Here is a 14150-nt window from a genome sequence, read left to right on the forward strand (position 1 = left end):
GACTCTGTGTAAGACAGTACATGGTTTTTTAACTGTGGTATGCGACGGTGGTGGAAGCAGAAACTTAAATCGTGAGGTTTAGGAATCGCCGCACTTTTAGGGCGGCGAGGATGTCAACAGTGTCAGCTTTTTTCTCCCTTCTCCCTGCTCCCGTCTCCCCCCGCAACGCGCACGAATTGGTCTCCCCTCTCCCCATCTCCCCACTCCCTGCTCCCATCTCCCTGCTCCAGAAAAATATTAAGTTTTGTTAAGAAGTTAGTGACAAAAGACCAGCTTTAATCTCTATTATCGTAGTAAGTGGCTTTTGACCCGAATCAAGCCGGTCAAGATAAATAGTAACTTTTGCCCATCATCAAACAACGATTGTCAGTCTAACTAAAACAGTCGCTGTGGCCATGCCCTCGTGATCAATTCCTATGTCAACCCTGGTTATTGTCGAATCCCCCACCAAAGCTCGGACGATCAGCAATTATCTGCCTAGCGGCTATCGAGTCCAAGCCTCCATGGGCCACATCCGCGATCTGCCCGCCTCTGCCGAAGAAATTCCCCCCGCCCACAAAGACAAATCCTGGGCGAATTTGGGCGTGGATGTGGAGAACGATTTCGATCCCCTCTACGTCGTCCCCAAAACCAAAAGTAAAGTCGTCAAAGAATTAAAAGAAGCCCTCAAAGGAGCCAGCGAACTGATCCTCGCCACCGACGAAGATCGGGAAGGCGAAAGCATCAGTTGGCATCTCTTGCAGGTACTCAACCCGAAAATACCCACCAAAAGGATGGTATTTCACGAAATCACCAAAGAAGCAATCCAAGCCGCCCTCAAAAATTGTCGCTCCATCGACGAAAATTTAGTTCACGCCCAAGAAACCCGCCGCATACTCGATCGCCTCTACGGTTATACCCTCTCCCCCCTACTCTGGAAAAAAATCTCTAAAGGTTTATCCGCCGGCCGCGTGCAATCCGTCGCGGTACGTCTGCTCGTACAACGGGAACGAGAACGACGAGCCTTTAAAACCGCCAATTATTGGGACCTGAAAGCCACCCTCGAAAAAGATAAAAATCAATTCGAGTCGAAATTAGTCACCTTAAACGGTCAAAAAGTGGCAAATGGCAGCGATTTCGATGCCGACACCGGCAGACTGCTCCCCGGTCGCCAGGTGACACTTTTGGATCAAGCCACCGCCGCCGCCTTAAAAGAACGCATCGAAGACAAAATCTGGCGCGTTAGCCACACCGAAGAAAAACCCACCACTCGCAAACCTTCCCCCCCCTTCACCACCTCCACCCTACAGCAAGAGGCTAACCGGAAACTGGGCATATCCGCCCGCGACACCATGCGAATCGCCCAAAATCTCTACGAACAGGGCTACATCACCTATATGCGGACCGATTCCGTCCATCTTTCCGATCAGGCCATCACCGCCGCCCGCAGTTGTGTAGAACAAATGTACGGAAAAAATTACCTCAGTCCCCAACCCCGGCAGTACACCACCAAAAGCAAAGGCGCACAGGAAGCCCACGAAGCCATCCGGCCCGCCGGTAGTAGCTTTCGCCTACCCCGGGAAACCGGCCTGAGCGGACTAGAATTCGCCCTCTACGACCTAATCTGGAAACGTACCGTCGCATCACAGATGGCCGATGCCCGCATTACCCAGATCGCCGTCAATATTCAGGTAGAAAATGCCGGATTTCGCTCCTCCGGCAAAAGAATCGATTTCCCCGGCTTTTTCCGCGCCTATGTGGAAGGTTCCGACGATCCCGAGGCCGCCATCGACGACCAAGAAATAATCCTACCCCCCCTCAGCGTCGGTGACACCCCCAATTGTCGCCAACTAGAAGCCATTAGCCACGATACCCAACCCCCCGCCCGTTATAGCGAAGCCTCCCTCGTAAAAACCCTCGAAAGTGAAGGAATCGGGCGACCCAGCACCTACGCCACCATTCTCGGCACCATTATCGATCGCGGTTATGCTCAAATGCGGAATAAAACCCTCATTCCCACCTTCACCGCCTTCGCCGTCGTCGGTTTATTAGAAAACCATTTCCCCGACCTGGTAGATCCCAAATTTACCTCGAAGATGGAGGAAACCCTCGACGATATCGCCACCGGTTCCGCTCAGTGGTTGCCCTATCTCGATCGCTTCTATCGCGGCGAAAAAGGGCTAGAAAGCCAAGTCAAAGAGCGCGAGAGTCAAATTAACTCTAGCACCGCTAAATCGGTGATTTTAGAAGATTTACAGGCAACTATCAAGATCGGCAAATACGGCCCCTATCTGGAAGTCCCCCGGGGGGATGAAATCCTCACCGCTTCCATCCCGGCCGATTTAACCCCCGCCGACCTCAACCCCGAACAGGTAGAAACCCTGCTGCGACAGAAAACCGAGGGTCCCGATAAAATCGGTCTTCATCCCGACACCGGAGAGCCGATTTATCTGCTCGTTGGTAGTTACGGTCCCTACGTCCAGTTAGGAGATATCAGCGAGGACAATCCCAAACCGAAACGCGCCTCCCTACCCAAAGGAGTCAAACCCGAGGACATCACCCTCGAACAAGCGGTGGGTTTATTAGCACTGCCGCGACTGCTGGGAACCCATCCCCTCACCGGAGGCAAAATTAAAGCCAGTTTAGGGCGTTTCGGTCCCTATGTGGTTCAGGAAGAGGGCAAAGAAAAAGAATATCGTTCCCTGAAAGCCAGCGATGATATCTTAACCATAACCCTCGATCGAGCTTTGGCCTTATTAGCCGAACCGAAAAAAACTCGCGGCGCTCGTGGTTCTACCAAACCACCCTTAAAAGAATTGGGTAAACATCCCGACGATGGGGAATTGGTGGGATTGTACGAAGGTCCCTACGGAGTTTATATCAAGCACGGTAAAACTAACGCCAAGATTCCCGAAGGAGAAACCGCCGAAACCCTCACCCTAGAACAAGCTTTGGAGGCCCTAGCCGCCAAGACAACCACTGCCAAGAAAACCACTACCAAGAAAACTACTTCTACCACCACCAAAAAAACTACTTCCCCGGGCAGTAAAACTGGCAAAAGTAAGACGGTTTAGCGGTTACTGGTGGGGCGATTTTCTCCCTGGTCAATTCCTCCCCCTGATGCGGCGACAAATCCGGTTGGCTTTTTTGTCCTTGGCACCACTTTGACCGGGCTGATCCTAAGTAGGTAGGCGTTAAAAATTATCAGACACCCCCCTTATCAAGGGGGGCAGGGGGGATCGGCACCCCCCTTATCAAGGGGGGGGGCAGGGAGGATCGAACCTAAAATCCATTTTTAATTTAATTATAACCAGCTACTTATACCTCAAATTCCCCTACTGTAAAGCGATCGCCATCGCTTCTTGGGGAATTTGCCGGTAAATTGGTTTTAAAAATTGTTCTATGGCATCCGATTCGGGGGCAGCGAGGGGAAAATTGCCTAAAATGTCGAGAATGGTTTGATTTTCATTCCCCGGCGTAATCACAACTAGGGAGGGTTCTAGCTCCTCATCGTACTGCCAAAAGCGATCGATAGTGCTGTCGGGGGCAGTTTTTTCGACTACTGTGGGGGGTTCACTGACTGCTAAAGGTTGATTATCAGAGGAATAGGAGCGTTTTTCCCGTAAAGCTTCCAGAATTTGGCTTTTGCTTCGGCCGCGCAGTTGCAAAAGCAGGAAGGGATCGACAATAAAACGATCACCCAATTGATAGTACACTGCTCCTATATGTTTGCAGGGGTTGGCTTGATCGGGACAGGTACAACGAGAGCGAATATCAGCTAGGGAAAAGGGAAATAAATTCACCCCACTATCGATAAAAACACGCTCAATATGATCGGGCATTTGTCCGGTGAGCAATTGAGCGGAATAAATGGCTTTTTTGGAGAGAAGCTTAATAATATAATCCCATTCTTCATCACTAAAAGCCGCTAGGGATAAATCCACTATATAAGGCTCTGGTTCACTGCCTTGCACTCTAGCAATAACTTGCGAGTCTTCAAAGTCAATACTTAACACATTGCCTTCTCTAGCGTACAGTCTAGCTCGTTCCAAGCGTTTTTTAAAGCGATAGGAATCGAGTAGTTCTAGCCATTTTTGTACCCACCAAGCTTGTTCTGTCATTTTTTATTTCGCCAATTCAAAAATGAAACACATCAACCTTAAGAGTTGACAGAGAAAGGCTCATCAGGTATATTCTGATCTTTAACAACAACAAATCAGACCCAAAAACGAAGCCCTCAACATCTTAACATAGAACAAAGAAACTTGCTCTACCAACTTGGTCAAGAGGTAAATTTATCTCAACGGCAAATAGCCGTCTTGCTGGGATGTCATCAAAGCAAGACCGGAGCCAGAATTAAGAAGGAATCAAAGTTCCCTCGGATGCTATCTACAAAGCTACAGCACAAGCTGATACCAAATCGGTTTTTAATAGTGTGATTAACTCCCAATCGAACTTTAAAAATCCACTCCCCACTTCCCACTCTCCTATACTTTTTAAACAGGATTTAGTATGAGAGTGAGACTCGCCGAAACAACTGAAAACAACCCTTTTAAAAAGTAACTGAGTCGGTGGTAGAAGGGAACGAATTGAAAAATCCTTAAGCCAGAGGAAATAGAAAGAGCCGTAAACTTAATTAACCATCCTCCTCGAAAATGTCTTGACTATCGTACCCCGAATGAGCTATTATGTGATAGCTCAGACAGTGATGAAATTCAGAATTGAATTGGCAAGATGTACACAAAAACGAGGATTTTAGGTATGAGGACAGAACAGAAAAATCCACAATTAAATTGTCATAAATTAGCAGAAGTATTTTTATCAAATCCCTTAATTGAAGATTGCTATTTTATGGTACGAGAGGATGAATTAGTCGCCTATATCGTTTCCTCTGGAGCTTGGAATTCTGAACAATTGTCCTCCGATTTACAGTCTCAGTTACCGGACAATCTTCTACCTAATATCTATGTGCAAATTTCCAGTTTACCCTTAACCGATAGCGGTGATATCGATGAAACTGCATTAAAGAATATTGAAATTATCGATAATCATCAAGTTCAGGAAACAGAAGAAAAACTGCGATCTTTGTCAGATATCGATCAAGTTGCTGTCGTCATGACTTCTAAAAAAAACAAAATTTTACCCCTACATCTATCGGAATTATTGCCCTTAAAAATAGAGAAAAAAAATGATCATCAAAAATCTGAAACCCCGATTCATCTAGGGATTCACACTTCTAACACTCAATCTGGAATCAGTCACGGACAGCTTTTAGAAGAATCTGAACTTCAGCCGAAAACCTTGGCAGAAATCCTCCGAAAAGCTGCTGAAAATTATTCAAATAAAGGGATTATTTATATTCAATCTAATGGATCAGAAGTTTTTCAATCCTATCAACAATTATGGGAAGACGCTCAACAAATACAAGCTGGATTACAAAAGCAGGGTTTACAAGCTAAAGATAAAGTAATTCTTCAGCTATCGGAAAACTATGATATCATTTCCGCATTTTGGGGGTGTCTTTTAGGGGGATTTATTCCTGTTATTATTTCAGTGCCACCCAGCTATAAAGATTTTAATAATGAAATTCATAAAATATCTCAAGTTTGGCAGTTGTTAGATGAGCCTATTATTATCACAAATCAATCCCGTCAGCAAGAGATAAAATATTTAGAACAATGGTTGCCTAATCAAACCTTAAGCTTGAGTTTTATTGAAGAATTAAAAACTCATTCTCCCCATCAGCCTCCTATTGGTGAACCGGGTGATATCGCGTTCTTTAATCTCACATCAGGCAGTACAGGAATACCGAAATGTATCTCATTAACCCATAAAAATGTCATCTCTCGTGCGCGAGGAACAAACATCATTTGTGAACATCAAAACGACGATATTATTCTTAATTGGCTTCCTTTTGATCATATTGGAAGTATTTCCGACTGGAATATTCGCTGTGTCGAGTTAGGATGCCAAATGGTTTATGTTCAAACTGAATATATATTAGGTCGTCCTTTGAATTGGTTAGATTTAATTGATCAATATCGAATTACCCACAGTTGGGCTCCTAATTTTGCTTATAATTTGATTAATGAAGCTTTAAAAAAAGAACCAGATCAAAATTGGAATTTAGATTGTGTCAAATTCTTTTTGGCAGCGGGTGAAGCTGTTTCTGGTCAAGCAGTTGGAGAATTTATTAACACCCTTCATCTTCAATATAATCTGAAAAAAACGGCGATGCGTCCTGCTTTTGGGATGGCAGAAATGGGGTCAGGAATTACCTATTATCAGCCGACGGATCAACAGCCATTACTCTTTCATACGGTTGATAAATCCTCCTTGAATTCTTCCCTAAAACGAGTCCATCCTGAACATCCCAATGGTGCAACCTTTACGGATTTAGGATTACCCATTCCGGGGATATCGATTAGAATTGTTAATGCTGATAATTCCCTATTACCAGAAGAAACCATTGGTCATTTACAAGTTAAAGGAGATGCAGTTTCACCGGGGTATTATAAAAACCCAGAAGCGAATCAAGACGCTTTCTTAAAAGATGGCTGGTTTAAGACAGGAGATTTAGCATTTATTAGTAACGGTCATTTAGTTATTACTGGAAGAAGTAAAGAAACCATTATTATTAATGGAGTCAATTATTATAGCCATGAAATTGAAACTGTAGTGGAAACTATTGAAGAAGTAGAAGTGTCCTACACCGCCGCTTGTGCTGTTTATGATTCTAGGAATAGTACCGATCAATTAGCTTTATTTTTTAGTGCAGAAACCTTTGACCACCAGCATCTAGCGGAACTTCTGAAAAAGATTAGACGAAAAGTAATTAACAGTTTTGGCGTTAATCCTGAATATTTAATACCCTTAAATAAAATGGAGATTCCTAAAACTTCCATTGGTAAAATTCAGCGATCGCAATTAACAAAACGGTTTGCAAACGGAGAATTCAATTCTATTTTAAAAGAAATAGATATTTTGTTAGAAAATGCTCAAACCCTTCCTGATTGGTTTTACCAGAAAGTTTGGAAACCTCGATCTCCAGTTAACTTAAAACCAGAACTTTCCAAGTGTTGTACTTTAATTTTTCTGGATTGCTTGGGTTTAGGAGCATCTTTAGCAGAAAAAATCGAAAGTCAAAACTTACCCTGTATCACGGTTTTAGCAGCGCAAGAATTTTCTCAAATCAGTCAAAATTGCTATACCCTCAGACCCGGGACAGCTAATCATTATCAACAGTTAATGTCATCTTTATCCGAGCGAAAAATTATCCTTAGCAATATTATTCATCTGGGGACTTATCAAGACTATCAGGGAGAAATTTCAACAATTGAACAGTTAGAAAAAGCACAAGAGCGAGGAGTTTATGATTTATTATTCCTAGTTCAAGCTTTAGCTAAAATTCATGATTTTAAATCAAAAATTCAATTGCTATTTGTTTCTAGTTATAGTCAACTTGTCATAGACACCGATGAAATTGCCTATGAAAAATCTCCAGTTTTAGGACTGATAAAAACTTTAGCTCAAGAACTTCCTTGGTTAAATACTCGTCATGTTGATTTACCTCTGGATCAAACCGAAATTAATCTCAGTTATCTGCAGCAAGAACTATCGGTTTTATCCAAGGAAAGAGAAATTGCCTATCGCAACGGGAAACGTTTAATTGCAGGTTTGGAAAAAGTCAATTTACTTCAACACACCCAACAGGAATTACCCTTTAAATCAGGGGGAATTTATCTGATTACCGGAGGACTAGGGGGGATTGGCATACAAATTGCTCAGTATTTGCTCAAAAATTATCAAGCTCGTTTACTGTTAATTGGAAAAACACCTTTACCAGAAAAACATCTCTGGAGTGAGTACCTCAAAACCGAAGATCAATTATCCTTAAAAATAAAAAATCTCCAAGCTTTAGAAAACCTTGGGGGACAGGTAATTTATCAAGCGGTAGATGTGGCTAATTTCCCTCAAGTTAAACAGACTGTAGAACAGGTGAAAAAACAATGGCAAGGGGAACTTAATGGGGTGATTCATCTGGCTGGAATTTACAAAGATTGTTTACTTCTGGACGAAACTCAAGACGGTTTATCGACAATTCTTCGTCCTAAAGTAATAGGAACTTGGATTTTACATCAACTCCTCAAAGAATCTCAGGGAATTTTTATTAGTTTTTCCTCCTTGGCTAGTTTTTTTGGAGGAGCGGCTTTGGGTTCCTACGCGGCGGCTAATAGTTTCCTTGAGTCTCTGAATACCTATCAAGAATCTAAGAATTTGTTCCCCAGTTATTGTTATAGTTGGACAACTTGGCAAGAAACCGGGATGAGCCAAGGTTATCAGATGCAATACATAACCCGATCTCAAGGGTATTATGATATGACGGTGCGGCAAGGTTTAGACTCATTTCTAACGAGTTTATATCACAACCAAAGACAATTAATGATCGGTTTAGATGGTAGTAATAGCAAGATTAATCGTTTCACATCTGGGTCGGAAGGATGCCAAAAGTTAACGGCTTATTACACCCGTAAATCTACAGTTCAATCGGTCAATCTACCTAATCATGTTAGTCTAAAAGATCGATTTGGAACGTCCTATCAATGTCCCTTGGTGCTGCGACAATCCCTCCCTATTAAGGATAATGGAGACATTGATAAGCGGCAATTACTCAAGGAACTCCAAGGCAAAGAAAATAACGAATTGATAGCACCCAGAACGGAAGCTGAACGTCAAGTTGCTAACATTTGGCAAAAGGTGTTAAATTTATCTCAAATTGGAATTCATGACAATTTCTTTGAACTAGGAGGACATTCCTTACTGGCGAGTCAAGTCATTTCTCGTTTACGCGATGTTTTCTCGGTAGAATTGTCGTTGCACAGTTTGTTAGAATACCCAACCGTTGCCAGTTTAACTCAAACCATCGAGGTGCTTAATGTAGCCAAAAATAGTCACAGTGTATCCAAAAGTGGTAAAGTTATGACGACAGCCTCAGAAAATTATGAAGAAGGAGAATTATGAAAATAGCTTAACTAAAATTTAAGCTTTTCAGAGCCATTTTGGAAAAAATGTAAAAAATTGTATCCATCACTAAAATTTATCATCCAGAATGTGCTATGAATAGCCAAACAGTCTTTTTATGGAGTATGTAAGCGGTTGCTCCCAGGGCAACTGATTTTAACAATAACCACCGACTCCCTGCCATTGATAATTTTTGTTTGGTCTATATTGTTTAGTCTTTGAGGCTACTTAAATTTATGAAAAACGTTGATTATATCTCTAACAGTAGCTCAAGCTAGGGCTACTGAACCCAGCCAAACATCACCCCCATTCCAAAAATATCAGAATATTAATCAAGGAAAAGGATACTATTAATGAAAGTCGCAGAATTTTTATCTTACTTAAATAGTTTAGAAATCAAGCTTTGGCTTGAGGAAGAAAAGTTAAAATATCAAGCTCCCCAGGGAGCGATGACACCAGAAATTAAGCAAGAAATCAGGACAAGAAAACCAGAAATTATCACTTTTTTAAGAAGCGCAACAACACCATCTAAACCCCTTGAATCGGTTATTAATACCGTTGCCAGAACTGAAGATTTACCCCTATCTTTTGCTCAACAGAGAATGTGGTTTCTCTATCAGATGGATCAGCAAAATTCGGCTTATAATGAAGCTCTAACCATCCGTTTAACGGGACGCTTAAACATTGATATTTTAGAGCAAACAATTAATGCTATTATTCAACGCCATGAGAGCTTACGCACAACCTTTCCAATGGTTGAAGGAAAACCTATTCAAGAAATTGCTCCATCTCTAAAGATTAAATTATTAGTTATTAATTTAAAAGATATTTCCCAAGATCAAATTGATAAACAGATTATTGAAGAACTACAAAAACCCTTTGATTTAACTCAAGCTCCCCTATTACGATGTACTCTGTTTGATCTGGGGTATGAAAATTATATTTTGGTTAACGTTTTCCATCATATTATTATCGATGGTTGGTCAAAGGGCATTTTATTTAAAGAATTATCTAAATTTTATCAAGCATTTTTATCTAATTCAACCGTAGATTTACCCGAATTAGCCATACAATATGCAGATTTTGCGGTATGGCAAAGACAATGGTTACAAGGTGAAATCTTAGAAAATCAGTTAAATTATTGGAAAAAACAATTAACGGCTGCTCCTCCTTTATTAGAACTTCCAACCGATAAACCCCGTCCAGCTACTCCCAATTTTCGAGGTCATAGTATCTCGTTTCAAATTAACTCAGAACTCACCGAAAAACTGAAACTGTTGAGCCAAAAGTCGGGGGGAACCTTATTTATGACCTTACTGGCTGCTTTAAACACTTTACTCTTCCGTTATAGTGGTCAAGATGATATTTTAATCGGGACACCCACCGCCAACAGAAACCGACAAGAAATTGAACCTTTGATTGGTTTTTTTGTCAATACTTTAGTGCTGCGGAATTCCCTAGAAGGAAATCCGACTTTTTCGGGATTATTACAGCAAGCTCGGAATGTTGTTTTAGAAGCGTATGCTAATCAAGATGTCCCCTTTGAGCAAGTGGTTGATGGGTTAGAAATCGAACGAAGTTTAAGTTATAATCCCTTATTTCAGGTCATGTTTGCGCTGCAAAATGCCCCCCTCAATGCTTTAGAATTACCTGATTTAAAGGCTCAATATCTAGCCGTTGAAAACCAGAGAATTAAATTTGATCTCAGCTTAGTTTTAGAAGAAATCGAAACCGAAAAAGGAGCTTATTTAGAAGGTTTTTGGGAATATGATAGCGACCTATTTACCCCTGAAAGAATCACCCGCATGGTGGGTCATTTCCAAACTTTGTTAAAAGGAATTGTAGCCAATCCTCAGCAAACCGTCGGGCAATTACCGTTACTGACTGAATCGGAAAAACAGCAATTATTAGTAGAATGGAATCAAACTCAAACGTCTTATCCTGATCATTACTGTATTCATCAGTTATTTGAAGAACAGGTTGTTAAAACACCTGATGTTATAGCGGTCATCGATGGAGAACAATCCCTCACCTATGAACAGTTAAATCAAAAAGCCAATCAGATTGCCCGTTATTTACAAAAATTAGGGGTTAAACCAGATCAATTAATTGGGATTTGTGTCGAGCGATTACCCTTAATGATTATTGGATTTTTAGGAATCTTAAAAGCTGGAGGAGCTTATGTACCACTGGACACAAGCTATCCCGAAGAACGACTTGAATCTATCATAAATGATGCTGAAATCAAAATTTTATTAACGCAACAGCACCTCATAAAAAAACTACCAACAACAGTCAATCAATTGATTTGTTTAGAACAAGATGAAGACCCAATTAAACAACAAAGTAAACAGAATCCTCTCAGTCATGTTAACGCTGAGAATTTAGCCTACGTCATCTATACTTCAGGTTCTACAGGTAAACCTAAAGGAGTTGCTATTCCCCATCGAGGAGTGACTCGTTTAGTCTGTAATACTAACTATATATATTTAAAACCAACTGATAGAATGGCTCAGGTTTCTAATCCTTCTTTTGATGCCGCTACTTTTGAAATTTGGGGGGCGCTGATACATGGCGCACAGTTAATAGGAGTAGATAAAGATATAGTTCTTTCTCCTGAAAAATTTGTTCATTTTCTCCAAAAATATCAAATTACTATTTTATTCTTAACGACAGCGTTATTTAATCAGTTAGTTCAGACTATTCCCCATGCTTTTCAAAGCTTAAGATATTTACTTTTTGGTGGCGAAGCAGTTGATCCTCAATGGGTCAAAGAATCCCTTAATAAAGGAACCGCTCAAAATTTACTTCATGTTTATGGGCCAACAGAAAGCACAACTTTTACCTCTTGGTATTTAATTAAAAATATTCCTTCAGAAGCTACAACTATTCCAATTGGTCGTCCTTTAGCTAATACAGAAATTTATATTCTTGATCCCTATTTGCAACCTGTTCCTATTGGTGTTAAAGGCGAATTGCATATTGGTGGTGATGGTTTAGCCCGTTGTTATCTCAATCGTCCTGACTTAACTGAACAAAAATTTATTCCCAATCCTTTTAGTCAAGATTCGTCAGCACGTCTGTATAAAACAGGTGATATAGTACGCTATTTAGCCGATGGGAATATTGAATTTATTGGACGGATTGATCATCAGGTAAAAATCAGAGGTTTTAGAATTGAATTAGGCGAGATAGAAGCCGTTTTATTTCAGCATCCTCAGGTCAAAGATGGAATTGTTATCGCCAGAGAAGATCTACTTGGAATCAAGCGTTTGTATGCTTATGTTGTTCCGAAAGATAAACAACTCACTCAGCCAGAATTACGAATTTTTCTCCAAGAAAAGCTTCCCAATTATATGATTCCTGCTTTCTTGATTTTCTTAGATGCTTTTACTCTTAATCAGAATGGAAAAATTGATCGCAGTGTTTTACCTAGACCAGAAATTGATGTTGATGAATTAGAAAATTATCTTCTTCCTAGTAACGAGAAAGAAACAATTTTAGCCCAAATTTGGCAGGAAGTTTTAGGGCAAAATCAAATTAGTATTAATGAGAATTTCTTTGAATTAGGAGGCGATTCAATTATCGCCATTCAAATTGTCGCTAAAGCTAATCAAGCGGGATTACAAATTACTCCTAAACAATTATTTAGTCATCAAACTATCGCTCAATTAGCCACCGTAGCGGAGACAACTGCTATCACTGAAATTGACCAGGGATTAGTTACAGGTGAAGTCCCGTTAACGCCGATTCAAAAATGGTTTTTTGAACAAAACTGGCCCGAACGTCATCACTTTAATCAATCTATCTTGTTAGAAGTTCCCAATAATCTACAACCAGATTTATTAAAACAAACTATTTCTAAATTACTCTATCACCATGACGCGCTGCGGTTAAGGTTTGTTCAAAAAGGAGAACAATGGCAACAAAATCACAGCGATGATTGCAATAATTTTGCTTTTGAAAAGGTGGATTTATCCCATCTATCTTGCCATGAACAATTAACCAAGATGGCAGAAATTTCCGAGGTTCAACAACGGGTACTGAATTTAGAGGAAGGCCCCTTAATAGCGGTGGGTTTCTTCGCCTTGGGTGAGAGGGGAAAAATGTTAATTGTGATTCATCATTTAGCAGTAGATGGAATTTCTTGGCGGATTATCCTCGAAGATTTCGTTACGATTTACCAGCAATTAGAAAACCAAAAGCCTCTGCAACTTCCTCCTAAAACCAGTTCTTTTAAAACTTGGGCTGAGGAACTGCAAAACTATGCTAAAACCCCAGAGTTTTACGCTCAATTCAAGTATTGGCTAAACCGTGATTTTTCATCGGTTTTTCCTCTTCCTGTAGATATTCAGGGGGATACACAATCTAACATTGTTGCCCATGCCAAAACGGTTTCTTTCACCTTAAACGAAGAACAAACCCGCTTACTCTTACAGGAGGTTCCGCAAGCTTATAACACCCAAATTAATGATATTCTATTGACCGCTTTAGTCCAAGCTTTTGGTCGTTGGACAGGAAATTATAAGCTTTTGCTTGACATGGAAGGTCATGGAAGAGAGAATGTAATTGAATCCGTGAATTTATCTCGAACTGTGGGTTGGTTTACCAGTATTTTCCCCGTATTTTTGACCTTAGAAAATCTTCACCATCCCGGTGAATGTCTCAAGTCCATTAAAGAGCAATTAAGACCAATTCCGAATCGAGGATTTGATTATGGAATTGGATATTATCTCAACTCAGATTTAACAATTCAATCCCCGCTAAAAAACTATCCAAAAGCTCAAATTAGCTTTAATTATTTAGGTCAATTTACCAGCCATCAAATCGGCGAGATAGGCTGGAAATTATCTCAAGCATCCAGTGGTTCCATTCATAGTCCTTTGGGACAACGTTCCCATTTAATTGCGATTCATGGAATTGTGGTTGATGGGCAACTTGATATAGAATGGCAATATAGTGAGAATTTTCATCATCAAACAACGATCAAAAATTTAGCCGCTGCCTATCGAGATTCTTTAGAAAGCCTGATTAACCATTGTTTATCGGTAGAAGGAGGCTATACTCCATCGGATTTTCCCGATGCGGATCTTAATCAGGTAGAACTAGATGAACTGCTTTCAGAACTCGATTTTTAACCTCAACTTAAT

Annotated in this window: 4 protein-coding genes and 2 pseudogenes; 5 read left to right on the top strand and 1 reads right to left on the bottom strand. The window is 40.7% G+C overall.

Annotated features, from left to right (window positions below):
* Nucleotides 1–416: 416 nt before the first annotated feature.
* Nucleotides 417–3053, top strand: coding sequence for a type I DNA topoisomerase (topA, locus tag EWV66_RS18690; RefSeq protein ID WP_185236802.1), 2637 nt, complete (start codon nt 417–419; stop codon nt 3051–3053).
* Nucleotides 3054–3314: 261 nt separating this feature from the next.
* Here topA and EWV66_RS18695 read toward each other — a convergent pair whose 3' ends face one another.
* Nucleotides 3315–4100, bottom strand: a complete 786-nt coding sequence (locus tag EWV66_RS18695; protein ID WP_052275363.1) for an SWIM zinc finger family protein — start codon at nt 4098–4100, stop codon at nt 3315–3317.
* A gap of 129 nt (nt 4101–4229) precedes the next feature.
* Between EWV66_RS18695 and EWV66_RS18700 the strand changes: the two are divergent.
* From EWV66_RS18700 to EWV66_RS18715, 4 genes and pseudogenes are all read left to right on the top strand, one after another.
* Nucleotides 4230–4371: pseudogene (locus tag EWV66_RS18700) on the top strand (IS30 family transposase); the annotation flags it as partial.
* A 201-nt stretch (nt 4372–4572) separates the two neighbouring features.
* Nucleotides 4573–4704: pseudogene (locus EWV66_RS18705) on the top strand (IS30 family transposase); the annotation flags it as partial.
* A 36-nt stretch (nt 4705–4740) separates the two neighbouring features.
* The gene (locus EWV66_RS18710; RefSeq protein ID WP_287107308.1) at nt 4741–9000 is read left to right on the top strand and encodes a non-ribosomal peptide synthetase; all 4260 of its coding nucleotides are present in this window, start codon (nt 4741–4743) and stop codon (nt 8998–9000) included.
* A gap of 353 nt (nt 9001–9353) precedes the next feature.
* Complete coding sequence (locus tag EWV66_RS18715; protein ID WP_287107307.1) at nt 9354–14138, top strand: non-ribosomal peptide synthetase; 4785 nt, start codon at nt 9354–9356, stop codon at nt 14136–14138.
* The last annotated feature ends 12 nt before the right edge of the window (nt 14139–14150 follow it).

Origin of the sequence: Microcystis sp. M_OC_Ca_00000000_C217Col (assembly GCF_007095585.1) — a bacterium.
GTDB classification, from domain to species: Bacteria; Cyanobacteriota; Cyanobacteriia; order Cyanobacteriales; family Microcystaceae; genus Microcystis; species Microcystis panniformis.

Coding starts and splice junctions, on each gene's coding strand:
- EWV66_RS18695 (WP_052275363.1), bottom strand. CDS start 4,100: ATGACAGAACAAGCTTGGTGGGTACAAAAATGGCTAGAACTACTCGAT.
- EWV66_RS18715 (WP_287107307.1), top strand. CDS start 9,354: ATGAAAGTCGCAGAATTTTTATCTTACTTAAATAGTTTAGAAATCAAG.
- topA (WP_185236802.1), top strand. CDS start 417: ATGTCAACCCTGGTTATTGTCGAATCCCCCACCAAAGCTCGGACGATC.
- EWV66_RS18710 (WP_287107308.1), top strand. CDS start 4,741: ATGAGGACAGAACAGAAAAATCCACAATTAAATTGTCATAAATTAGCA.